This window comes from Mycobacterium sp. SVM_VP21 (assembly GCA_024758765.1).
In the GTDB taxonomy this organism is placed as follows: Bacteria; Actinomycetota; Actinomycetes; order Mycobacteriales; family Mycobacteriaceae; genus Mycobacterium; species Mycobacterium heraklionense_C.
On sequence record CP101406.1, the window covers coordinates 1 to 22,358 of the forward strand.

The 22,358-nt window shown below is 66.6% G+C and carries 22 protein-coding genes and 2 pseudogenes; 6 read left to right on the forward strand and 18 right to left on the reverse strand.

The window, feature by feature from the left end:
- Positions 1 to 163 precede the first annotated feature (163 nt).
- The 5 genes from trmD to NM962_00025 all read right to left on the reverse strand — a co-directional run bounded on the left by trmD (position 164) and on the right by NM962_00025 (position 2,729).
- On the reverse strand, positions 164 to 853 hold the full coding sequence (gene trmD / locus NM962_00005) for a tRNA (guanosine(37)-N1)-methyltransferase TrmD (GenBank protein ID UVO12601.1): 690 nt from the start codon (positions 851 to 853) through the stop codon (positions 164 to 166).
- Positions 854 to 861: 8 nt separating this feature from the next.
- The gene (gene rimM, locus NM962_00010; GenBank protein ID UVO12602.1) at positions 862 to 1,383 is read right to left on the reverse strand and encodes a ribosome maturation factor RimM; all 522 of its coding nucleotides are present in this window, start codon (positions 1,381 to 1,383) and stop codon (positions 862 to 864) included.
- 11 nt (positions 1,384 to 1,394) lie between these two features.
- The gene (locus NM962_00015; protein ID UVO12603.1) at positions 1,395 to 1,637 is read right to left on the reverse strand and encodes an RNA-binding protein; all 243 of its coding nucleotides are present in this window, start codon (positions 1,635 to 1,637) and stop codon (positions 1,395 to 1,397) included.
- 8 nt (positions 1,638 to 1,645) lie between these two features.
- Positions 1,646 to 2,140 (reverse strand): 30S ribosomal protein S16, encoded by a 495-nt coding sequence (rpsP, locus tag NM962_00020; protein ID UVO12604.1) that lies wholly within the window; start codon positions 2,138 to 2,140, stop codon positions 1,646 to 1,648.
- A gap of 169 nt (positions 2,141 to 2,309) precedes the next feature.
- Positions 2,310 to 2,729: a nuclear transport factor 2 family protein gene (locus NM962_00025; GenBank protein ID UVO14917.1), complete on the reverse strand. Its 420-nt coding sequence runs from the start codon at positions 2,727 to 2,729 to the stop codon at positions 2,310 to 2,312.
- Positions 2,730 to 2,766: 37 nt separating this feature from the next.
- Here NM962_00025 and NM962_00030 point away from each other — a divergent pair, with 37 nt between their 5' ends.
- Positions 2,767 to 3,636, forward strand: coding sequence for a D-alanyl-D-alanine carboxypeptidase (locus tag NM962_00030; protein UVO12605.1), 870 nt, complete (start codon positions 2,767 to 2,769; stop codon positions 3,634 to 3,636).
- Between the two features lie 89 nt (positions 3,637 to 3,725).
- Here NM962_00030 and NM962_00035 read toward each other — a convergent pair whose 3' ends face one another.
- Both NM962_00035 and ffh read right to left on the reverse strand, forming a co-directional pair.
- Entirely contained in the window at positions 3,726 to 4,793 is a 1,068-nt protein-coding gene (locus NM962_00035; GenBank protein UVO12606.1) for an amidohydrolase family protein, read from the reverse strand.
- A 1-nt stretch (position 4,794) separates the two neighbouring features.
- Complete coding sequence (gene ffh, locus NM962_00040) at positions 4,795 to 6,354, reverse strand: signal recognition particle protein (protein ID UVO12607.1); 1,560 nt, start codon at positions 6,352 to 6,354, stop codon at positions 4,795 to 4,797.
- 339 nt (positions 6,355 to 6,693) lie between these two features.
- Here ffh and NM962_00045 point away from each other — a divergent pair, with 339 nt between their 5' ends.
- The gene (locus tag NM962_00045; protein UVO12608.1) at positions 6,694 to 7,524 is read left to right on the forward strand and encodes a PE domain-containing protein; all 831 of its coding nucleotides are present in this window, start codon (positions 6,694 to 6,696) and stop codon (positions 7,522 to 7,524) included.
- 35 nt (positions 7,525 to 7,559) lie between these two features.
- Entirely contained in the window at positions 7,560 to 8,738 is a 1,179-nt protein-coding gene (locus NM962_00050; protein UVO12609.1) for a PPE family protein, read from the forward strand.
- A gap of 748 nt (positions 8,739 to 9,486) precedes the next feature.
- Here NM962_00050 and NM962_00055 read toward each other — a convergent pair.
- The 5 genes and pseudogenes from NM962_00055 to NM962_00075 form a co-directional block, all read right to left on the reverse strand.
- Positions 9,487 to 10,194: pseudogene (locus NM962_00055) on the reverse strand (DUF294 nucleotidyltransferase-like domain-containing protein).
- Between the two features lie 151 nt (positions 10,195 to 10,345).
- Positions 10,346 to 10,684 (reverse strand): P-II family nitrogen regulator, encoded by a 339-nt coding sequence (locus tag NM962_00060; GenBank protein ID UVO12610.1) that lies wholly within the window; start codon positions 10,682 to 10,684, stop codon positions 10,346 to 10,348.
- On the reverse strand, positions 10,590 to 12,065 hold the full coding sequence (locus NM962_00065; protein UVO12611.1) for an ammonium transporter: 1,476 nt from the start codon (positions 12,063 to 12,065) through the stop codon (positions 10,590 to 10,592). Before NM962_00065 ends, NM962_00060 begins: the two co-directional genes overlap by 95 nt.
- Before the next feature lie 149 nt (positions 12,066 to 12,214).
- Positions 12,215 to 13,648: a hypothetical protein gene (locus NM962_00070; protein UVO14938.1), complete on the reverse strand. Its 1,434-nt coding sequence runs from the start codon at positions 13,646 to 13,648 to the stop codon at positions 12,215 to 12,217.
- A gap of 105 nt (positions 13,649 to 13,753) precedes the next feature.
- Complete coding sequence (locus NM962_00075) at positions 13,754 to 15,031, reverse strand: PE-PPE domain-containing protein (protein UVO12612.1); 1,278 nt, start codon at positions 15,029 to 15,031, stop codon at positions 13,754 to 13,756.
- A 274-nt stretch (positions 15,032 to 15,305) separates the two neighbouring features.
- Here NM962_00075 and NM962_00080 point away from each other — a divergent pair, with 274 nt between their 5' ends.
- On the forward strand, positions 15,306 to 16,082 hold the full coding sequence (locus NM962_00080; protein UVO12613.1) for an SDR family oxidoreductase: 777 nt from the start codon (positions 15,306 to 15,308) through the stop codon (positions 16,080 to 16,082).
- 87 nt (positions 16,083 to 16,169) lie between these two features.
- On the opposite strand, the gene NM962_00085 is transcribed toward NM962_00080, so the two are convergent.
- The 4 genes and pseudogenes from NM962_00085 to NM962_00100 form a co-directional block, all read right to left on the reverse strand.
- Positions 16,170 to 16,550: a DUF4267 domain-containing protein gene (locus tag NM962_00085; protein ID UVO12614.1), complete on the reverse strand. Its 381-nt coding sequence runs from the start codon at positions 16,548 to 16,550 to the stop codon at positions 16,170 to 16,172.
- A 36-nt stretch (positions 16,551 to 16,586) separates the two neighbouring features.
- Positions 16,587 to 16,775: pseudogene (locus tag NM962_00090) on the reverse strand (hypothetical protein).
- A gap of 50 nt (positions 16,776 to 16,825) precedes the next feature.
- Positions 16,826 to 17,194, reverse strand: coding sequence for an STAS/SEC14 domain-containing protein (locus NM962_00095; protein UVO12615.1), 369 nt, complete (start codon positions 17,192 to 17,194; stop codon positions 16,826 to 16,828).
- Between the two features lie 51 nt (positions 17,195 to 17,245).
- A complete protein-coding gene (locus NM962_00100; GenBank protein ID UVO12616.1) occupies positions 17,246 to 17,875 on the reverse strand; it encodes a GntR family transcriptional regulator in 630 nt (209 codons plus the stop codon).
- A gap of 137 nt (positions 17,876 to 18,012) precedes the next feature.
- On the opposite strand from NM962_00100, the gene NM962_00105 reads away from it, so the two are divergent.
- The gene (locus NM962_00105; protein UVO14918.1) at positions 18,013 to 19,056 is read left to right on the forward strand and encodes a methyltransferase domain-containing protein; all 1,044 of its coding nucleotides are present in this window, start codon (positions 18,013 to 18,015) and stop codon (positions 19,054 to 19,056) included.
- Positions 19,057 to 19,076: 20 nt separating this feature from the next.
- Positions 19,077 to 20,054 (forward strand): isopenicillin N synthase family oxygenase, encoded by a 978-nt coding sequence (locus NM962_00110; GenBank protein UVO12617.1) that lies wholly within the window; start codon positions 19,077 to 19,079, stop codon positions 20,052 to 20,054.
- An 8-nt stretch (positions 20,055 to 20,062) separates the two neighbouring features.
- Here the strand turns inward: NM962_00110 and NM962_00115 are convergent, their stop codons facing one another.
- The gene (locus NM962_00115) at positions 20,063 to 21,034 is read right to left on the reverse strand and encodes a glycoside hydrolase family 6 protein (GenBank protein ID UVO12618.1); all 972 of its coding nucleotides are present in this window, start codon (positions 21,032 to 21,034) and stop codon (positions 20,063 to 20,065) included.
- A 63-nt stretch (positions 21,035 to 21,097) separates the two neighbouring features.
- Positions 21,098 to 22,348 carry a signal recognition particle-docking protein FtsY gene (gene ftsY / locus NM962_00120; GenBank protein UVO12619.1) on the reverse strand — a complete coding sequence of 417 codons (1,251 nt, stop codon included), beginning with the start codon at positions 22,346 to 22,348 and terminating at the stop codon, positions 21,098 to 21,100.
- Positions 22,349 to 22,358: the final 10 nt, after the last annotated feature.

Sequence of the window (22,358 nt, forward strand, 5' to 3'; positions counted from 1 at the left end):
CCACACAAAATCCGGTACCCGCCGATCACCACGGCCCCGAAACCCCGCCTGATACCCCATACCGCACCAACACCTCTCGATCAGGTGTTGCAGCGATCACTTGAGCCTGACCCGGGCAATCCAGACAATTTGGCACACTCGCGCGACCGAACGACGACCGCGGTTACTCGTCCAGCAGATCCGGACGGCGTTCGCGGGTCCGCTCCAGGGCCGCCTCGTGGCGCCAGGCATTGATCCGGGCGTGATCACCGGAGAGCAGCACGTCGGGCACATCCAGGCCGCGCCAGCTCGGTGGGCGGGTGTAACTCGGCCCCTCCAGCAGCCCATCACGGTCCGGCGAATGCGAATCGTCACGTTGGGACGCCGGATTGCCGAGCACGCCGGGCATGAGCCGCAGCACCGCCTCCAGCATCACCAGGACTGCGGGCTCCCCGCCGGCCAGCACATAGTCCCCGATCGACACCTCTTCGACCCGCATCCGCCGAGCGGCGTCGTCGGCGACCCGCTGATCGATGCCCTCGTAACGGCCGCAGGCGAACACCAGATGCTCTTCTGAGCTCCAGCGCTGCGCGGTGGCCTGGTCGAACAGTGTTCCCGCCGGGGTCGGGACGATGAGAACGGTCTGCTCCGAGCAGATTTCGTCCAGCGCGTCGCCCCAGACCGGAGCCTTCATCACCATTCCCGGGCCGCCACCGTACGGCGAGTCGTCCACCGAACGGTGCACATCGTGGGTCCAGCGCCGTAGGTCGTGAACCTCGAACGCGACCATTCCGGTCTCGATCGCCTTGCCGGGCAGTGATTGACGGATCGGAGCCAGGTAGTCGGGGAAGATCGTGACGACATCGATTCGCATGCCGCGCTTTACCCGTCCAGCTCCAGCAGCCCGTCGGGCGGGTCGATCAGCACGGTGTTGTCGGCCAGCGACACCGACGGCACGAACGCAGCGATGAACGGCACCAACAGTTCCCGGCCGTCGGTCCGCTTGATCGCGAGCAGTTCACCGGCAGCCGTGTGCAACACCTCGGTCACGGTGCCGATCTCCTCCCCCGCCACCGTGCGCACCTGCAGACCCTCGAGTTGATGGTCGTAGTAGGTGTCCGGCTCGGTGATCGGCGGCAACTCCGCGGAGTCGACGACGAAAACGCTGCCGCGAACCGCGTCGGCGCCGTCGCGGTCGACGACCCCGGCCAACCGCACCAGCAGCCGGGCCCCATGCGGGCGCGCCGCCTCGACGACATAGTCGCGTTGCGGCGCACCGGACTTGCGGGCGTGCAGCGTTGCACCCGGCGCGAACCGAAGTTCGGGATCGTCGGTACGGACATCGACGACGAGTTCGCCGCTGATGCCGTGGGCCTTGACCACACGCCCGACCGTCAGCTCCATGAGCCGGCCGACTACCGGTCGGTGTCCACCACGTCCACGCGGATACCACGTCCACCGATACCGGCGACGAGGGTGCGCAACGCAGTGGCGGTGCGACCGCCGCGACCGATTACCTTGCCCAAGTCGTCGGGGTGCACGTGCACCTCGACGGTGCGGCCACGGCGGTTGGTCACCATGTCGACTCGTACGTCATCGGGGTTGTCGACGATGCCGCGCACCAAGTGCTCGACGGCGTCTGCCACCACGGCACTCATGGCCGCGGTCAGCTCTCGCTGGCCGACTCGGCGGCCTCAGCAGCGGGGGCCTCGGCGGCAGCTTCCTCGGCGGGAGCCTCAGCCTTTTCGTCGGCCTTTTCGGCCTTTTTCGCCGGGGCCTTCTTCTTCTTGGCGGTGGTGGCCTCGGTGGTCGGGCCACCCTCGGCCTCGGCCAGCGCGGCGTTGAACAGCTCCAGCTTGCTCGGCTTGGCCGGCTTGACCTTCAGGCGGCCCTCGGCGCCGGGCAGTCCCTTGAACTTCTGCCAGTCACCGGTGATCTTCAGCAGCTTGAGCACGGGCTCGGTGGGCTGGGCACCGACCGACAGCCAGTACTGGGCGCGCTCCGAGTCGATCTCGATCAGGCTCGGCTCTTCCTTCGGGTGGTAGCGACCGATGACCTCGATGGCGCGGCCGTCCCGGCGGGAGCGCGCGTCGGCAATCGCGATGCGGTACTGCGGATTGCGGATCTTGCCGAGGCGGGTGAGCTTGATCTTGACAGCCATGAATAACTCCTGCGATATCACGCTGCAATTCAGCGATGCGGGCGGGATTGCCCACATCCGGTTTTGCCTCGCGTGGTTGCGTCACCCCGCGCGGAGCCCCAACAGGGTCGCGTCGCACGGCGGACAGCCGCCCATTGTGCCAGAAACAGGCCGGTCAGCAGAAATCGCCTCAGGGCATCTTCTGGAAGCACTTGATCTCGGAGCGCCTGCTCATCCGCCAGCCGTCGGCGGTGCGGACGAACTCGTCGTCATACCACAGCCCCACCAGCATCATGGGGTCGTTCTCCCCGCTGAACACCATCGGGTTGAAACAGAAGGTGCGCGCGGTGGCGCTGTCGCCGTCGACGCGGATCGCCGGCAGGCCCAGCATGTGGGAGTAGTTGGCGAAATTGGGCAGCACCTCGGTCAGCCAAGCCTTGACCTCTGGGAAGCGCCCGTCGATACCGCCCAAGGCGCGGTAGTCGATGTAGGCATCGGGGGTGAACACCGCGTCCAGACCATCGAAGTTGCGGGTGTCGATCGCGGTCGAGTAGTCGACCAGCAGCTGCTGGATCTCCCAACGGTCTGAAATTTCGTGTTGGCTCAGCATTCCTCGATTCAACACCACAGCGGTAAGGTAGGCCGCCATGCGGAAAATCTTGGCCGCAATCGCGGCTCTCGCAACCGTGTTCGCCTCTCCCGTGGCGACTGCCCACGCCGACGCCGCGCAGCCTCTCGGCTCGGCGCCGGTTCCGGTCGGCCCGGCCCCGAACTGGCTGATCGCCGACCTGGATTCCGGGCAGGTGCTCGCCGAGCAGAACGGCTACGCCGCGACTCCGCCGGCCAGCACGATCAAGGTTCTGCTGGCATTGGTGGTGCTCGATGAGCTGAACCTCGACGACACCATGGTGGCTACCCCCGCCGACACGCACGTGGAGTGCAACTGTGTGGGGGTCAAGGCTGACCACAGCTACACGGCACGGCAGCTGCTGGAAGGCCTGCTGCTGGTATCGGGCAACGACGCCGCCAACGCGCTGGCCGACATGCTCGGCGGTCCCGAGGCGGCGGTGGCGAAGATGAACGCCAAGGCCGCTGCGGTCGGCGCGACTGATACCCATGCCAGTACACCGTCCGGGCTGGACGGCCCCGGCGGCCCGGGCGCGAGCACCCCGCACGACCTGGCGGCCATCTTCCGGGCGGCGATGGCCAACCCGGTGTTCGCCGAGATCACCGCGCAGCCCGCGGCGACATTCCCCACCGATGCCGGGGAGCGTCCGATCGTGAACATGAACGAGCTGCTGGCCCGGTACCCGGGGGCGTTCGGCGGCAAGACCGGCTTTACCGACGCTGCCCGCAAGACCTATGTCGGCGGAGCGGCCCGCGACGGTCGGCGGCTGGTGGTCGCGATGATGTACGGGCTCATCCATGAGGGCGGCCCGACCTATTGGGACCAGGCGGCCGCCCTACTGGATTGGGGTTTCGCGCAGGGGCCGATGTCCAGCGTCGGCAGCCTGTAGGACCCGGCTCAACCGGCGCGAGCAGACGCAGAATCGCCTAAATCCGCGGCCCACAGTGCGAGTCTGTGTCTGCTGGGCGGTGAAAGCGGTCAGCAGACCCGGCCGCGCAGCATCACCAGATCGGGAGACCCGAGCACCTCGGGGCCGCTGCGCGGGTCGTCGGCGAAACACACCAGATCGGCCGGCGCGCCCTGCTCCAGCCCGGGTGCCCCCAACCAGCGACGGGCATCCCAGCAGGCCGCACCCAGTGCTTCGGTGCGGCTGAGGCCGACCCCGGACAGGGCGTCGACTTCGTCGGCGATCCGGCCGTGGGCCACCATGCCACCGGCATCGGTGCCGGCATAAATCGGCACGCCGGCTTCCCGAGCCGCACCGATCCGTGATCGACAGGTGGCGTGCAGCGCGCGCATGTGCGCCGCATAGGTCGGGTACTTGGCCGCCGAATCGGCGATCCCCGGGAAGTTGTCGATGTTGATCAGCGTGGGCACCAGGGCCGTGCCATGGGCCAGCATCAGCTCGATGATGTCGTCGGTGATCCCCGTCCCGTGCTCGATGCAGTCGATGCCGGCGTTGATCAGGCCGGGCAGTGCGTCCTCGCCGAAGACGTGCGCGGTGACCCGGGCGCCGTTGGCGTGCGCGGCGTCGATGGCCGACTTCAACACGTCGTCGGACCACAGCGGCGCGAGGTCGCCGACACCCCGGTCGATCCAGTCCCCCACCAGCTTCACCCAGCCGTCGCCGCGAAGCGCTTGGGCGGCAACGGCTTCCGGCAATTGCATCTCGTCGTCGACGTCGATCGGCAGTCCGGGGATGTAGCGCTTGGTCCGGGCGAGATGTTGTCCGGCGCGGATGATGCGAGGCAGGTCAGCGCGGTCGTCGAACGCGCGGGTGTCGACCGGGGAGCCCGCGTCACGGATCAGCAGGACCCCGGCGCGACGTTCGGTCTCGGCCTGGCGCACCGCCTCGTCGAGGTCGACCGAACCGCCGGGCCCGATCCCGACGTGACAGTGCGCGTCGACCAGGCCCGGGATGATCCAGCCGTCGGAGAAGACGGTCTCAGCGCCGTCGACCGGCTCGAGGCTGATCGCACCGTCGACGATCCAGTACTCGACAGGCTGTTCGTCGGGCAGCCCGCGACCGGAGATGTGGAGCGCCAAATTACTTCTGGCCCGGGAAGTTCAGCTTGGACAGGTCGAAGTCGGCCAGCCCCGGGGGCAGCTCGTTGAGGCCTTCGGGCATCTGCGACAGGTCAGGGAAACCGGCGGGCATGCCGGGGCCGCCGGGACCGAACAGGCCCCGCACCTTCGGTGGGGTCGGGCCGCGGCCCTTGCCCTTCTTGCCCGCCTTACCCTTGGCCTTGCGATTGGAGCTCTTGCGGCCCAGCCCGGGCAGGCCCAGGCCGCCCATCATCGACGACATCATCTTGCGGGCCTCGAAGAACCGATCGACGAGCTGGTTGACCTCCGAGACGCTGACGCCCGAACCGTTGGCGATGCGCAGCCGCCGGGAGGCGTTGATGATCTTCGGGTCAGCCCGCTCGGCCGGCGTCATGCCGCGAATGATGGCCTGCAGGCGATCCAGCTGGCTGTCGTCGACGGCGGCCAACGCGTCCTTCATCTGGCCGGCTCCGGGCAGCATGCCCAGCAGGTTGCCGATCGGACCCATCTTGCGGATCGCCAGCATCTGCTCGAGGAAATCCTCCAGCGTGAGCTCGCCGGAACCGATCTTGGCCGCTGCTTCCTCGGCCTTGCGGGCGTCGAAGACCTGCTCGGCCTGCTCGATGAGGCTGAGCACGTCGCCCATGCCCAGGATGCGGCTGGCCATCCGGTCGGGGTGGAAGATGTCGAAGTCTTCCAACTTCTCACCGGTGGACGCGAACAAGATAGGCGCACCGGTGACTTCCCGCACCGACAATGCCGCACCACCGCGGGCGTCGCCGTCGAGCTTGGTGAGTACGACCCCGGTGAAGCCCACTCCTTCGCGGAACGCATCGGCGGTGGTGACCGCGTCCTGGCCGATCATGGCGTCCAGAACGAACAACACCTCGTCGGGCTGCACCGCATCGCGGATGGCGGCGGCCTGGGCCATCATCTCCTCGTCGATGCCCAGGCGCCCGGCGGTGTCGACGACGACGACGTCGAAGTGCTTGGCTTTGGCTTCGGCCAAACCGGCTGCGGCCACGGCGACCGGGTCGCCCGGCGTGCCGCTATCACCGGCGACCGAGGTCCCCGGGTGCGGGGCGAACACCGTGACCCCGGCGCGTTCCCCGACCACCTGCAGCTGGTTGACCGCACCGGGGCGTTGCAGATCGCAGGCCACCAGCAGCGGAGTGTGGCCCTGGCCTCGCAGCCAAGTGGCCAACTTGCCGGCCAGCGTGGTCTTGCCCGCACCCTGCAGACCGGCCAGCATGATGACCGTCGGCGGGGTCTTGGCGAACGCCAGCTGTCGGGTCTCTCCACCGAGGATGCCGATGAGCTCCTCGTTGACGATCTTGACGACCTGCTGGGCCGGGTTGAGCGCACCGGAGACCTCCGCACCCTTGGCACGGTCCTTGATCCGGCCGATGAACGCGCGCACCACAGGCAACGACACGTCGGCTTCCAGCAGGGCCAGCCGGATCTCGCGGGCGGTGGCGTCGATATCGGCGTCAGTGAGACGGCCCTTACTGCGCAGCCCCTGCAGGGCCCCGGTCAACCGGTCGGAGAGGGATTCAAACACGCCGCCAGCCTATATCTGGTCGCATCGCGGGCGGGCGGGCCGCGGCGACATGGGGTGGCCCGAGCGGGCGGCGGGTCGTTGGCGTGTCCGATATCCGGGGCGTGCTAATTGTAACCGCGGCGTTAGATAAATTGCACAGTTAATGCCGCAATTCTCGTCCGTTAAACGGCAGTTTCCGAGCTTTCACAACCCGCCTATTTCCGTTAAAGATGAGCGCTCAACCGCTAAGAAAACGTTACCGATCCACTTAACCTATCCGATTCCTGCAATGCTTCACGACATCGATGACCGGCCCCTCGGACCATCCCATTCTGGTCCGGCTACCTGCGAGGAGGATGCATGTCGTTTGTGAAAACACTCCCCGAATCAATTACGCACGCCGCGGGTCAACTCGCAGGTATCGGCGAAGCGCTGTCCGCCGAGAGCGGCGCGGCGGCGATCCCGACCACGGTGATCGCGCCGGCCGGCACCGACCCGGTCTCTGCGTTGCAGGCCGCCGTGTTCGCGACCTATGGGAACCTCTACCAGTCGATCAGCCAGCAGGCGGCAACCGTTCACCAGCAGCTGGTACAGGTCCTCGGGCAGAACGCCGGGGCCTACTCCACCGCCGAGGCCACCAACCAGGCGACATCGTCAATGGACTCGGGGCTCCAGTGGTTCTTGACCAATGTCCTCGGTGTGCCGTCCAGCGGCAGCGGTTCCCTGCTCTCGGGCAACCTGGCCAACATCGAGAACGTCGGGATGGGCAACTGGGCCTCGGCCGGCTCGGCACTGCTCGGCTTGGCCGGTGGTGGTCTCCTGGACTTTCCCGAAGAGATCGCCGCCGAAGGAGCCGCGGGCCTCGTCGGGTTCGAAGAGCCCATGCTGGCCGCACCCATGGCCGGCGTCGGCGCGATGCCCGTGGCGGCCGGCATGGCCCAGGCCACCACGGTCGGCGCCTTGTCCGCGCCGCCCACCTGGGCCGCCGAGAGCGCGGCCGCCTCGACCGCTGCCCCCGCGCGTTTGGCGGCGGTCACGAGCAGCATGGCCACCCCGCACTCCATGCCCGCGATGGCCGCCGTGCCGGCAGCCATGGCCGCAGCCGGCGCCGGTGATCGCGGCGTCGGGAAGTTCGGCGCACCGCGCTATGGGGTCAAGCACACCGTCATGCCTAAGCCGACTGCCGTTTAGCAACCTGCCCCACCACCGAGAAGGGGAACACAGATATGTCGTTCGATTTCGGAGCACTACCCCCGGAGATCGTGTCCGCGTGGATGTACAGCGGAGCCGGTTCCGGACCTCTGATGTCGGCCGCCTCGGCATGGGGCAGCCTGGCCGCCGAGCTGGAGACGTCTGCGATGTCGGCACAGTTGGTGATTTCCGAGCTGGCCGGCGAAGAGTGGACGGGGCCTGCCTCGGCGGCAATGACCAGCGCGGTCACGCCGTATCTCGCGTGGTTGCAGACCACCTCGACAGCCGCCTACCAGGCCAGTTCGCAGGCGATGGCCTCGGCAGGAGCGTTCGAAGCCGCCCGTGCGGCCGTGGTGTCTCCGCCAGTGATCACCGCCAACCGGGCCCAGCTGGCGGCACTCGTTGCGTCCAATTTCTTGGGCGTGAATACCCCGGCGATCCTGGCCACCGAAGCCCACTACATGGAGATGTGGGCGCAGGACACCCTGGCCATGCTCGGCTACAGCACCTCGTCGGCCAGTGCTGCCGCGCTTACCCCGATGTCTCCGGCGCCGCAGACCACCAGCCCGGTAGGCGCTGCGGTCGCCACTGCGGGCAGTGCCACCGGCGGGCTTCAGCAGGAGCTGACCCAGGGCCTCAGCTCACTGCAGGGCGCCCTGCAGTCGCTGATCGCACCGCTGACCGGGGCATCGGACCCGACACTGGTGAACGCGCTCGATCTCTTCTTGGGTACCCCGTTGTTCTCGAATGCCATCAACGGCGGGGTGAACACGGCGGCGTGGTTCGTCTGCACTGCGGTCCCGACAGCGGTATCGCTGGGCCATACCCTGGCCTTGGCGGGCCCGGCCAGCCTGGCATCCGATGTCACCGGAGTAGACGGTCTCGCGGCGGGTCTGGGCTCGGGAGTCCTGGCTGGCATGACCCAACCGGTGGCAGCGGTGGGTGCCGCCGGCACGCCGGTGCTGGCAGGACTGGGCCAGGCATCCACGATGGGCGGGATGTCGGTGCCAGCCGGCTGGTCGGCCGCGGCAGGCACTCAGGTCGCGGCGTCGACGGGTTCGGGTTGGACGGTCGCGGCAGAGGAGACCGCACAGATGCATGCGGTACCAGCGGGAATGGGACCGATGGGCGCAGGTGGACGCGGCGGTTTCGGTTCAGGTGGCCCGCGTTACGGGTTCAAACCTACGGTGATGCCAAAACAGGTGCTGGTGTGAAGCCCGGCGCGCCCTCTTGGTCGCTGACGATGGCGGGAGCCCCGTCAAGCCGCGCTTCAGGAGGGCGCACTGCGTGCCTCCGCCGGTCACCGGGGCAGGTGCGGCCCCGAATGCAGCCGCAGTTGAGGCCGATGATGCAGGTCTGGGGGCTGGCGGGGGTCACACCCGGCAACGGGGCCACACCACTCACAGGGGCAGGCGCCGCCTGCGCGATGCCAGTTACTCCAACTCCGGCGAACCCGACTACCAAAGCTGCGCCTGCCGCACTCAACAACGCGGCCGTCATCCTGCCGAAGCGTCTCATCGCAATCCCTATGTTTCGTCCGTATTTCACCCCCCTCACGCAACGTACTTCTCGTTCCTGGCATACATCTGAATCTTGCTGGCATCCGTCTGAGTCTCTGAGGTTGCCTGGCCAGCGCCGATGGCCACCAGCGCGGGCGAAGCCGGCTTACGGGAGTCGACATCGATAATCGCCGTTGAATTCCCGTGTCCGTCTTACCCTTAATCGCTCGGCGCCCACAATTACTCAACTGGGAATTTCGGTCGAACGGTAGAAATAGGACGCCTCGACCAAGAGCTAAATTTGGCGCGCGAAAGGACTACACAGAACGCGACAGCACTGGCGCAAAGATTGGCGTTCTCGGGAGTGTCACGCCCGCACAGCCAACTTCCCGAGACGCGCCAATGTGTTGAATTCGGCGTCGACGCGGCGGCTGATTGTGTGCGCGGCACCAAGAAGTCTGGCCGCCAAGTCGTACCTGTCGCCCAGGCCCAGCGCGGCGCTGACTTCATTGGTGTACTGGTCGGACAACAGGTCCTGGCCACGCCCGCAGGCCCGGTGAAGTTCGGTACGGACGTCCAGCATCGTGCGGTGGGCACCACGCAACGAGCCCCGGCGCTCATACGGCCAACGCAAGGTCGAGCGGCCGGAAGCATGGGCGACCGTCAGCGCATCGAGCAGTTGAACATCACGTAAGCCGCCGCGGCCACATTTCAGATCGGGTTCGGCGCTGCCGGCTATGGCTCCACTGCGCTGCCAACGAGCGTGTGTCACGTCGACGAGTTCGCGGTAGCGGGCGCTGATGTCGCGGCGCCATTGCTGTCGGACGCCGGCGATCAGGCCTGCCGACAGCCGCTCATCGCCGGCAATATGGCGGGCGTCCAGCATGGCCAGGGCGGCGAGGATATCGGAAGTGGCGACCTGCAGCGCCTGCGGAATCGTGCGAACGCTGTGATCGAGACGAACATTGGCGTCCCACAACGGATACCAGAGCAATTCCGCCGTCCGTCCCACCACATCGGAAGGCATGTCGTTGTGCACCAGCAACAGGTCCAGATCGGACTGCGGAAGCAACTCCCGCCGACCCAGCGATCCAGTTGCCACTACGGCGAAACCGCTGCCGGGCACAACACCGATCTCGGCCGCCTTGGCAACCAGCCAGGCCTCGTGCACCTGGCGCCACACTGTCCGCAGGGCGACTGAATCCCATTGCGCGGATGTCGCACACCGCAATGTGGCTCGAACAGCCGCCAAGTCGACGGTCGGGCGACCCGCCCCCCTGCGGTTCATGGCCGTCTACATCGGCTCGGATCGCGCTACCGACTCACACCGCGTCAGCGCCGCGTTCGCCCGTGCGCACCCGGACCACGGACTCCACCGCGCTGACCCACACCTTGCCGTCGCCGATCTTGCCGGTACGTGCCGCCCGCACGATGATCTCGACGATCTTGTCCACCGCGAAGTCGTCGACCAGCACCTCGATCCGCACCTTGGGAACGAAATCGATCGAATACTCGGCACCCCGGTAGACCTCGGTGTGGCCCTTCTGCCGCCCATATCCCTGGACATCACTGACCGTCATCCCCAGGACTCCGGCCTCTTCCAAGCCAGTCTTGATGTCCTCCAACGTAAACGGCTTCACGATCGCGGTGATCAGCTTCATCTTCTCTCCTGTCTTCAGCCGAGTAAGCAAGAACAGCACTGCCGCTACTCACGAGGTCGTAACCGCTTTGGAGGTGCTCGGCCTCATCGATGCCCGAGGCTTCATCCTCGGCGTCCAGTCGCAGTCCGATGGTGTATTTGAGGATCAAGGCCAAGATCGCCGTTCCGACAGCTGAGTACACCGCAACGCTGGACGCACCGATGAGCTGGCGCCAGAGCTGATCGAAGCCACCGCCGTAGAACAAGCCGGGCGATACGTCGGACGCACCGTCGATGGCCGCTGTGGTGGGCGCCGCGAGCAGGCCCACGAGCAGTGTTCCGACGAGCCCGCCGACCAGGTGCACCCCGACGACATCGAGCGAATCGTCAAAGCCAAAACGGTATTTCAGACCCACTGCCAGCGCGCAGGCGACACCGGCCACGGCACCCACAACCAGCGCGCCCATAACATCGACTGATGCGCACGCCGGCGTGATCGCGACCAGACCGGCCACGATGCCCGATGCTGCGCCCAATGAGGTGGCATGGCCGTCGCGGATCCGCTCGGCAAGCAGCCAACCCAGCATCGCGGCGGCTGTCGCGACCGTCGTGGTGATGAAGGTCGAGCCGGCAACACCGTTGGCGCTCACCGCCGATCCAGCGTTGAATCCGTACCACCCGAACCACAACAGGCCGGCCCCAAGCATTACCAACGGCAGATTGTGCGGCCGCATCGGAAGTGTCGGCCACCCTTGGCGTTTGCCGAGGACAATTGCCAGCACCAAGGCCGCCATTCCGGCGTTGATGTGGACCGCGGTGCCGCCCGCAAAGTCGATCGCATGAAGTTTGTTGGCGATCCAGCCGCCATGGGAGGCGGTGCTGTCGTCGAAGGCGAAGACCCAGTGGGCAACCGGGAAGTACACGAAACTGACCCACAGCGCAGAGAACAACAGCCAGCTGCCGAACTTCATCCGGTCGGCCACCGCTCCAGAGATCAACGCGACAGTGATAATCGCGAACATCAGCTGGAATCCGACGAAAACGGTTGCCGGCACCGTGCCGACCAGCGGAATCTCGACCGCCGGCGTACCGCTGGCCGGATCCGCGGCGACCGCGTTGACCCCGATGAGGCCCTTCAAACCCCAATAATCGGTCGGGTTTCCCGCGACGTTGCCGACATCATCGCCGAACGCGAGTGAGAAACCGTAGAGCACCCAGAGCACGGTCACCACACCCATGGCACTGATGCTCATCATGATCATGTTCAAGACACTCTTGACCCGAACCATGCCGCCGTAGAAGAACGCCAGACCGGGCGTCATCAAAAGCACCAGGGCGGCGCTGGTCAGCATCCAAGCAGTGTCGCCGGTGTCGGGCACCCCCATCGCCGGGAATTGATCCATGCACCAAACCTCCTCCGCCGCGGCCGGTTGCCATATGAACCAGGCTGGTCATAACCATGCGCAACAGTTGTTTCGGCGCTAGCGCCGCTCCGTTGCAGATGTGTGACCACCTGCTCACAGCGGTGAGGCAGGAAGAGGCCAGGAAAGGCCTAGGGACGTGCGCCGGACGCACCCCCGGCGCCGCCGGCACCACCAGTGCCGTCGACGTTGGACTCCCCGGGCTTGCCCGCACCACCGGCGATACCTCCGGTGGAACCACCGTTGCCGCCGTCGCCGCCGTCGCCACCGACGCCCAAAGAACCGTTGCCGCCGTCGCCACCGTTACCGCCACGGCCACCGGAACTGCCGGTCTGATCGACTGCGGCGCCGCCGTTTCCACCGTCACCGCCGTCAGCGCCGACCTGGCCGCTGCCGCCGGCACCACCAACTCCCCCGGCACCGCCGTTCCCACCGGTGGTCCCGACGCCGCCGGCCCCGCCCGCACCGCCGTTGCCACCGTGGCCCCCGGTACCGAACGGGTTGGTCAGACCTACACCACCCGCACCACCGGCGCCACCGTCGCCGTCGTCACCGGTCTGCCCGACCGTGCCGATCCGTCCGACGCCGGTGCCGGCAACACCGCCTCGGCCGCCGTCGCCGCCATCACCGCCGTTACCACCGTCGGGCTGGCTGGCGGTGCCGATGGAGCCGGCCGCCCCCGCCCCGCCGACGCCGCCGGCGCCGCCATTGCCGCTAAAGCCCAAGAGCCATCCGGCGTTACCGCCCACGCCGCCGTTACCACCGACGCCGCCGTCCAATGCGGTCACATCGGGGCCGTTGACGCCGGCCCAGCCGGAGCCACCGCGCCCACCGGTTCCGCCGAACCCCCAACCGGCCAGAGCGTCGCCACCTGCACCGCCAGTACCCCCGGCGTGCGTCACCAACGACGTGCCGTCGAAGCTGTCGTGGAAGCCGGTACCGCCCTGGCCGCCGACACCGCCGTCGCCAAACCCCATTCCGCCGGTACCGCCCTGGCCACCCGCGCCGGCCTCGATCACTGTTCCGTCCGCACCGAGGTAGGCCGCAGCGCCCTGCCCGCCCGCACCGCCGTTGCCGAACAATCCGGCATCGCCGCCGTCACCGCCCGCACCGCCGTTGATCCCGGCTACGCCGGCGGCACCGTCGCCGCCGTCACCGAACAGGAACCCGCCGTCACCGAGATCCCCCAAACCAAGCCAGCCGAACAACGAGGTGTTGGCACCTTGGAAGCCATCGACACCGTCACCGATCAAGTACCTGCCGAATGTCATCACCCAGGGCGCGTTGATGATGTCGATCAACAGCTGGTTGCCCGTGTTGTGCAGGAAGCTCTCCACAGCGTCGTGGGCCGGAAGGTAGAAGCTGTCCTGGTAGAGGTCAGCCAAGTCGGTTTGCGCCAACGGGGTGGAATCGGCGCTGCCGACATCGCCCGCATCGAGGCCGGACATGTCGAACCAGGTGCCGGGGTCTAGGAAATCGAAGTCGGCGCCAGCCGACGGCGCGGTCGTAATGGGCACCAGTGCCAGCGCCAACGCCGACACGGCGCCGCCGATAGCGCGACTCATCCGACCGGTTGAGTTCCGTCCATGCTGCCCCATACTGCGACGAAGACGACGATTCATTTCTATAAGCCTTTCTGCGGCTGGTCAGTGCCGACGGCGGAACCCGACTTAGGCGGGGGTGAGCGAGTCGAAGCCGAGCAAATCCGAGATCCAGGACAGGCCGAGATCTCCGCCGACAACAGACGCGACGGAGTTCAGAAAGTCCGAACCGTCGCCGGGTTCAGTCGCCGTCGCCGAACCACCGAACAGCCCGCCGAACAGCGGCGCAGGGTCCTGGATATCAAACAAGACGCGTTGCGCTGCATTCCACAGCAGCGAAAACGGTTCCCGCTCCATGAACGACCCGAATACGTAGCTCGCCGGATCCTGTAGGTCACGAATGGCGGCCTGGACACCCTGCGACCACGCATCCGTGAGGGCGGCGTTGACCTGGTCCCAACTGATGTTGCTGGGTAACAGGTCGAAGCTGAACGACGTCGGCATGTTGGCCGGCCCCTGATTCCACCCCTCGGTGAGACTGCCGTAGCCGAGATTGACCAGGATGCGCATGCTCGGCTCCAACAGGTCGGCCAGCGGGTTACCCCAGATTGGGTTCACCCGCAGCAAGTCCAACAACGGCAGAGTCTCGGTAGGGATCATGTAGTAGTTGGTGGGACTGTCCCCGCTCGTTTCCAGGTGAATGGCGTTCGCAATGGCGTCGGGGCTCAGTCCGAAATATCCGTCGTGCTGCAGAAACATTCCCGCAACCGCATTAAGATCCGCTAGCAGATTCAGCGGATAACGCGGAAAGTCGGCGAATCCGTCGTATTCCATCGTGTAGAGATCAGTAGTGAAATAGTCCGGTGTTGGATGCCCAAGGGTCAGCCCATTCCAAAAACTGAGGTTGCCACCCCAAATGTTGAGCATTTCGACCAGCCCGCCGTTCGGGTTCGCCGCATTACCCACGAGCACAAAGTGAACGTCCTGGGTTCCCACACCCGCGTAGTGCAGCTGTTCCATCGTCATCGACGACATCGCCGAACTCTGCGAGTAACCGAAGACATACACCGGGTTGTCGGCGTTCACCCCTCCGCCGGCGATCTGCTTCTCGATCGCATCGGCGAGCAGCTGGGCGCCAACGGCTTCCGAGACGTTGCCCGGGTAATACAGCTCTGGCGTGAACAGCGACTCGGCAGTCCCGGTGAAGCCGTGCGGCTGTAGGTACAGCAGGTTGGCGGCGTTGACGTAGCCCTGCGACGGCAACGGAATACCGCTGCCTCCCATGACGAACGCGATGTCACCCGCCGCCAGCGCTACGTCGCGCGAGACGGTGGCCGACGACCGGGCAGACAACGGCGTCGCCGGAAGCCCCGCCATACCCGCGAAGACGACGAGAACGCTTACCACAGCGAGAACTACGCGACCGCGGCGGAGCGGACGCCTCCCCTGCGCACCGGTCATCGCTACGACACCAGCCATGGAAACCCCTTGAAATGCCCTTGAACGCACCGCAGAACGCGGAACCCCACCCGAAATTAGATCACCCACAACAGTTTTAGTCGGTAGTTCTGTAGAAAACCAGCTAGATTGACATAACTGCCTTTATTGGGGCGTGATAAAAAATCAGCCTTTCGGCTTCCCGAATCACAGAGCGGAACACCGTCCAAGTAAAGTGTCCGACGTGGATATTAACGGAGCAAGCGCGATCGTCACCGGTGGCGCATCAGGAATCGGTGCGGCCACTGCCCGCCAGCTGGCCGACAAGGGTGCCCGGGTCGTCGTCGCCGACCTACAGGCAGACAAGGGTGAGGCGCTGGCTCACGAAATCGGCGGAGTGTTCGTGTCCGTCGACGTGACCAGCACCGAGCAGATCATCGACGCCGTCAAGACCGCCGCGGACCTCGGCCCGCTGCGGGCGCTGGTGAACTCGGCCGGCATCGGCTGGGCACAGCGCACTATCGGCAAGGATGGCGAATTCGACTCAGCGCACAACCTGGATGCCTACCGCAAGGTGCTGGCGATCAACCTGATCGGCACCTTCGACTGCATCCGGATCGCGGCCACCGCGATGAGCCGCAATGAGTTCACCGACACCGGCGAGCGCGGCGCTATCGTCAACATGACCAGTGTTGCCGCCTTCGACGGACAGATCGGCCAGGCCGCCTACTCGTCGTCCAAGGGTGGTGTCGTGGGCCTGACCCTGCCGGTGGCCCGCGACCTGTCCGCGGCGGGCATCCGCGTCAACACCGTGGCCCCCGGCCTCATCGACACCCCGATCTACGGCGAGGGCGAGGCCTCGGAGGCCTTCAAAGCCAAGCTCGGCGAGTCCGTGCTGTTCCCGCACCGGCTCGGCAAGCCCGAAGAGCTGGCCTCGATGGTGGTGGAGCTGCTCACCAACTCCTACATGAATGCCGAAGTCGTCCGCGTGGACGGTGGCATCCGGATGCCACCGAAGTAGTTTGCGTACCCAAGGTTGAGATTGCGTCCAGGGTTGCGGATACCGCGAGATGTACAGCCCTGGGCGCAATCTCAGCGCACGACGGTCTCAAGGCCTGGGGGCGCGCCGGCGCGTGGCACCCCAGAGCCCAACCCCGATGCCGACTGCCGCTCCACCGAGACCGACGATCTGTTGTCCGCGCTTGAGATCGGCGTGCACGCTGATCCCGCCCAGCAGGTCGGCCGCGTCGGCACCACCGGATGCCAGGAACCAGCCGCGCGTGTCGCGACCGCGCAACGCCCCGTTCACGAGTAGGCCGCCGATCAGGGCGTCGCGGTAGCCCATCGAACGCAGCAGCAGCCGCGCGGAAGGCCCAGGATCGTCCGGCTCTCCCCACAATCGATTCGCCCGCAGCGGATCGACGAGAAACGAGATGCCCGACGCCAGCCGGATACAGCCCGCGACCAGTGCGGCACGGTCTTTGATCATGGAGCGCAGCCTAGGGCCCGACGCCTGCGCCCGAACCTATTTCCAGGCGAATACCGGTTGCTCCAACTCGTCGACCGGGTCCCCCCGGCCCTCCAGGCACAACCACCGCAGTTGCCACAGCACCGCCCCGGTCGGCGCGTGGATGGGGGCGCGGAGGTCGTGCCCGTCCAGATGTGCCCGGATCCGTTCCCGCAGCGTCTCGTCCCAGCCGACCGTCACCGCTTGACCATAGGCGGAGCGGCGGAAGCGATCTCGACACTTGACCCTCGGGTCGATCAGCCGGCGGCCCACTCCTTGGCACGTTCGACGTCATCGAGGCCGAACACCGCAAGCTCGCCGGGAATCATCCATTCGAGCGCATGCAGAACATGGGCAACCCATTCCTTGTCCGACACCACCGCGATGCGTTTGAACGCCGAGTGATGCGGCAGGACGGCACCCAGGCCGAGCTTGATGTCCTCGGCCAGCCCACCGGGCCCAAAGCCCGCATAGTCGGAGTCGATGACCTCGACGATGCGCACATCGCCGCCCTGTAGACGCTCGTGCAGCGACGGCTTGATCTCTCGGAGTTCGTCACCGCGAAGTCGCCCCGACACACGAATTCCGGTCACTCCCTGCGGCATGTCCGGCAGTAGCTCGATCATGGGAATGCTCCCTTCCGTCCGATGCCGCCACTGTAGCCCGGCCTGGGTCGACTATTCGAAGTCGTTGCCGTTGGACTGGTGTTCGCGAAGCCGGGTTGAGAAGGCCATCCAATCGCCGGCCTCGGCATCCTTGAGCAGACTCCGATGTTCGGCCAGCACCAGGTCTGGCTGCCCGCGGACCGTCGAGTTACGCACGATCGCGAGGTGCTGTCGATCTTGCAGTCGGTCGTAGAGCGCCAGCATCGTGGCGTTGTCGGCGAGCTCCACAAATGCGCGATGAAACTGCATGGCCAGTGCCGCAAAGCCGGGATAGTCGCGCCGGTGTAGCGCCTGCTCCTGCCCGTCGAGGTTTTCCTGCAGACGCGCACTCAGTTGCTGCCGAGCCTCAGGGTTGCCCAGTTGCACCCCGGCGCATTCGAAGGCATGCCGCACCTGGTCGGACTCGCGGATCTCATCGACGGTCAATTCACGTACCAGCGCACCGCGCTTGGGGTAGATCCGCACCAGCCCTTCATCTTGCAGACGCCCCAGCGCCGCCCGCACCGGGGTACGGCTCATCGACATCGAGGCCGCCAGCGTTGACTCGCTCAGCATGACCCCGGCGGGGAACTCACCGCTGAGGATGCCCGCACGAATCAGGGCGTGAGCACGGTGCGCGGAGTTGACCGTCGCGTCGCCCATGGGGACCTCCTGATCGGCGAGAACATTCTAGGATACCGCTAGTATCCTAGTTGATGACATCTGACGCAGAGGATTCAAGGAGTGTCGTGGCAACACCAGCGAACGAGCACCAGCCGACGGAATCGACTGCCCAAGCACTGGCATTCGCTGAGCGCGTCACCGAGGCGCTGGACGCCGCCAGCCTCGCACTGCTACTGAGCCTCGGACATCAGAGCGGGCTGTTCGATGCCCTGGCCGCCCTGCCGGAACCGGCAACCAGCACCCAGATCGCCAACCGCACCGGACTCAACGAACGCTACGTTCGCGAGTGGTTGGGGGGCACGACCGTGGCCGGCGTTGTGGACTACGACCCCGCCAACAAGACATATCGCTTGCCGCAGCACCATGCCGCGGTGCTGACCCGTGCTGCCGGGGCCGCCAACCTGGCGCGCGTCGCGCAGTACATCGCCCTGATGGGCGAGGTCGAGCAGAAAGTGCTGGGCTGCTTCCAGCATGGCGGCGGGCTTCCCTACAGCGACTATCCCCGCTTCCACGCGGTGATGGCGGAGCGAAGCGGCGAAGTCTTTGACTCGGCGCTAGTCGATGTCGTCCTTCCCCTCGTCGAGGGCTTGCCGCAACGACTCCACGACGGTGTGGAGGTGGCTGATTTCGGCTGCGGCAGTGGCCACGCCGTCAACGTGATGGCCCAGGCGTTCGCCAACAGCCGGTTCACCGGCGTTGACTTCTCGTCCGAGGGCATCGAACGAGCGACTCGCGAGGCGGCTCAGCGGGGACTGGCGAACGCCAACTTCGAGAGCCACGATCTGACGACGTTCGACCGAGCTTCGGCCTACGACCTTGTCACCGCATTCGACGCCATTCACGATCAAGCGCAGCCGGCGCGGGTGTTGGAGAACATCTATCGATCCCTGCGGCCGGGCGGCGTCTTCTTGATGGCGGATTCAAAATCGTCAAGCAGTCTGGAAGACAACATCGGCGTTCCCATGAACACCTACCGCTACACGGTCTCCCTGATGCACTGCATGCCCGTGTCGTTGGCCTTGAACGGCGCCGGCCTGGGCACCATGTGGGGCCGCCAACTCGCAATATCGATGCTGGCCGACGCCGGTTTCACCGACGTGGAGTGCGCCGAGATCGACGAGGACCCATCGAACTACTACTACATCGCCACCAAACGCTGAAACGTGAAGGAGACCCAACCATGCTGCCGGTGGTGAACTTCGCGCTGCTCGGCAGGACCGACGAGCGCATCCGGCTCCGTGAAGTCACCCACACCACTGGATTCTTCTACCTCGTCGGACATGGTGTCCCGGCGGAGCTGCTCGGTGAACTGCACGCCGCGGCACGCGAATTCTTCGCCCTGCCCGCCCAAGACAAGCTGGCGATCGAACTCGCACGCAGCCCACACTTTCGCGGTTACTCGAGAATCGGCGGTGAGCTGACCAATGGCGAAGTGGACTGGCGTGAGCAGATCGACTTCGGGCCCGAGGCTGACGCCACCGACGGCGCTGCCGGCCCGCAGTGGCTGCGCGGGCCCAATCAATGGCCGCCGGCGATCCCCGCGATGCCGAAGCTGGTGGGGCGCTACCAGCAGGAGATGAACAGGGTCGCACGGGAGTTGTTGCGGCGCTGGGCACAATCGCTGGGTTCGCCGTCAGAGATATTCGACTCCGCCTTCGGCACCGAGCCCGCATCGTTGATGAAGCTGATCCACTACCCGCCACGGCCAGCCACCTCGCATGGCGACCAGGGAGTTGGCGCCCATAAGGATCCGGGCGTCATGACGCTGCTGCACCTGCAGCACGACTCGACGGGACTGCAGGTGCAATCGCTCGACGGCGAATGGCTGGACGCCGCGCCACTAGACGGCGCATTCATCGTGAATATCGGTGAGCTGCTCGAAGTTTCGAGTCAGGGCTACCTTCGTGCCACGCCCCATCGGGTGCTGACACCGGCGGGTGCCCCGGCGCGCATCTCGATCCCGTACTTCTTCGGCCCAGCACTCGACGGCGTCGTTCCCACTCTTCACCTACCCCCGGACCTTGCCGCCAAGACCCGACCGATCAGTCATGACGCTAACAATCAGCTCCACAGCACCTACGGCGACAACATGTGGAAGGCCAAGAGACGTGCCCACCCCGAGGTGTTCGCCCGGTGGCATGGCGGTGCGGCCAGCTAGACCTACGATCAGCCCGCGTTGCGTGCCAGGTTGATGGCGTACTCGCTGACGAAGTGACCCGCAGCGGGTTCGCCCGAGCCGCAGCTGCCGTCGGACTCCCCGACCCGCTTGACCCACAGGTAAGCGTCGGCGTGCTGGCCGGCGGTGTTGGCGGTCGGCGGCGTGCCCAGCGCCCGCCCGCTGGGGTTGCACCAGCCGTAGGGGTCGCCCTCCGCGGGACCGGCGCCATTGCGCGACGTGTCGATCACGTAGTGCGCGCCGCCGGTCATGCCCGAGATCTCTTCGCCGTAGCCGATTTCCTCTTCGGTGGTGAAGTAGTTCGTGCTGTTCAGTGCGAAGCCTCGCGCACGCCCCACGCCGGCCTGGTTGAGCCGGTTGGCCATCTCTCCGGCGCTGACCCAACGCGAGTGCCCGGCGTCGACGTAGACCGCCGTGGCCGGGTTGCGGCCCAGCGTGTCGACGGCATAGCTGATCAGGTCGAAGCGCTCCTGACGCTGGTCACCCGAGAGGCAGTCGGCCATCGCCAGCGCGTCGGGCTCGAGGACGATCGCGGCCGGGTTGCCGCCGATCCCGTCGGCGACGCTGTCAATCCAGGCGCGATAGGACGCGCCGGAGGAGAATCCGCCCGCGGCGTAGCTGCCGCAGTCACGGTGCGGAATGGCGTAGAGCACCAGCACCGGCATTGCGCCCGCCGCAGCGGCCGCGCCGGTGTGCCGGGCCACCGTCGAGCCGACAGATCCCACTCCGAACGCCTGGTCCAGCCAGTACGCCTGCGGGGTGTTGGCCACCCGAGCCAGCTCGGCGCTGTCCGGCTGCGCGTTGGAGGCATGCATCGCCTTGGAGATGGGATCGACATAGAAGGGCATGCCGCCCAGCGGGTTATCGCCGTCGGCCTGGGCGGGGGCCGCGCCGGCCAGGGCCGCAACGGCAAGGAGCGGGGTGAGGCAGCGCGCGACCGCGCCAAATGCTGAGGGGATCACAGCCAAAAATTACCTCATGACCGACCCGAGGTCACAAGACGGTCACGATAGCGGCCGGAGCGCTCAGCCGAGCAGCGCGTCGACGAAGGCGCCCGGCTCGAACGGGGCCAGATCGTCGGGCCCTTCCCCCAAGCCCACCAGCTTGACCGGCACCCCCAGTTCCTGCTGCACCCGGAACACGATCCCGCCTTTGGCGGTTCCATCCAGCTTGGTCAGCACCACCCCGGTGATGTCGACGACGTCGGCGAACACCCGGGCTTGGGCCAGGCCGTTCTGCCCGATGGTGGCGTCGAGGACCAGCAGCACCTCGTCGACAGCCGCACGGCGCTCTACCACCCGCTTGACCTTGCCGAGCTCGTCCATCAGACCGGTCTTGGTGTGCAGCCGTCCCGCGGTATCGATGACCACGACGTCGACACCGTCGGCTACGCCCTTGTCGACGGCGTCGAACGCCACCGAGGCGGGATCGGCGCCCTCGGCACCGCGGACCACCTCGGCGCCCACCCGCGCCGCCCAGGTCTGCAGCTGGTCGGCCGCGGCGGCCCGGAACGTGTCGGCCGCCCCCAGCACCACACGACGGCCGTCGGCCACCAGCACTCGGGCCAGTTTGCCGACAGTGGTGGTCTTGCCGGTGCCGTTGACGCCCACCACCAGCAGCACCGACGGGTGATCGTCATGCGGCAGGGCCCGAATGGAACGCTCCAGACCGGGCTGCAGCTCGCCGATAAGCACGTCGCGCAACACCGTGCGAGCCTCGGCCTCGGTGCGCACCTGACCGCCGGCCAGCCGTCCGCGCAATTGATTCACCACCGATTCGGTGACCACCGGACCCAGATCGGCCACCAACAGGGTGTCCTCGACGTCCTGCCAGGAGTCGTCGTCGAGGTCTCCGCCGCCCAGCAACCCGAGCACGCTGCGGCCCAACGCGTTCTGCGACTTGGCCAACCGACCGCGCAGCCGGTCCATCCGGCCTTCAACCGGCTCAATGTCGAGCTCGACGGACTCTGGCGCCGGCCCCTCGGGGGCTGCTTCAGGCAGCTCGACATCGGTGATGGTGCGTTTGGGCGCGTCGCGCGGCACGGTCGCGTCGTCGCCGATCACGGGTGCGGGCGGCTCCGACGTGTCGGTCCGGCTAAAGGTGATACCCGAGGAGGCGGTGTAGCCGCCGGAACGGTCCAGACTCTGCTGTTCTGGGCGCTTTGCGCCCGACAGGCTGATGCGCCGCCGCCGTTGGCGCACCAGGCCGAAGACCAGTGCGGCGATGACGACGAGCGCGGCGGCGACCGCGAGGGCAATCCAGAGACCGTCAGACACGACCGCCATT

What these genes read in the sequence shown, in the direction of transcription:
- trmD (UVO12601.1), bottom strand. Translation starts at nt 853, where the DNA reads ATGCGAATCGATGTCGTCACGATCTTCCCCGACTACCTGGCTCCGATC.
- rimM (UVO12602.1), bottom strand. Translation starts at nt 1,383, where the DNA reads ATGGAGCTGACGGTCGGGCGTGTGGTCAAGGCCCACGGCATCAGCGGC.
- NM962_00015 (UVO12603.1), bottom strand. Translation starts at nt 1,637, where the DNA reads ATGAGTGCCGTGGTGGCAGACGCCGTCGAGCACTTGGTGCGCGGCATC.
- rpsP (UVO12604.1), bottom strand. Translation starts at nt 2,140, where the DNA reads ATGGCTGTCAAGATCAAGCTCACCCGCCTCGGCAAGATCCGCAATCCG.
- NM962_00025 (UVO14917.1), bottom strand. Translation starts at nt 2,729, where the DNA reads ATGCTGAGCCAACACGAAATTTCAGACCGTTGGGAGATCCAGCAGCTG.
- NM962_00030 (UVO12605.1), top strand. Translation starts at nt 2,767, where the DNA reads ATGCGGAAAATCTTGGCCGCAATCGCGGCTCTCGCAACCGTGTTCGCC.
- NM962_00045 (UVO12608.1), top strand. Translation starts at nt 6,694, where the DNA reads ATGTCGTTTGTGAAAACACTCCCCGAATCAATTACGCACGCCGCGGGT.
- NM962_00050 (UVO12609.1), top strand. Translation starts at nt 7,560, where the DNA reads ATGTCGTTCGATTTCGGAGCACTACCCCCGGAGATCGTGTCCGCGTGG.
- NM962_00060 (UVO12610.1), bottom strand. Translation starts at nt 10,684, where the DNA reads ATGAAGCTGATCACCGCGATCGTGAAGCCGTTTACGTTGGAGGACATC.
- NM962_00065 (UVO12611.1), bottom strand. Translation starts at nt 12,065, where the DNA reads ATGGATCAATTCCCGGCGATGGGGGTGCCCGACACCGGCGACACTGCT.
- NM962_00070 (UVO14938.1), bottom strand. Translation starts at nt 13,648, where the DNA reads ATGAGTCGCGCTATCGGCGGCGCCGTGTCGGCGTTGGCGCTGGCACTG.
- NM962_00085 (UVO12614.1), bottom strand. Translation starts at nt 16,550, where the DNA reads ATGATCAAAGACCGTGCCGCACTGGTCGCGGGCTGTATCCGGCTGGCG.
- NM962_00095 (UVO12615.1), bottom strand. Translation starts at nt 17,194, where the DNA reads ATGATCGAGCTACTGCCGGACATGCCGCAGGGAGTGACCGGAATTCGT.
- NM962_00100 (UVO12616.1), bottom strand. Translation starts at nt 17,875, where the DNA reads ATGGGCGACGCGACGGTCAACTCCGCGCACCGTGCTCACGCCCTGATT.
- NM962_00110 (UVO12617.1), top strand. Translation starts at nt 19,077, where the DNA reads ATGCTGCCGGTGGTGAACTTCGCGCTGCTCGGCAGGACCGACGAGCGC.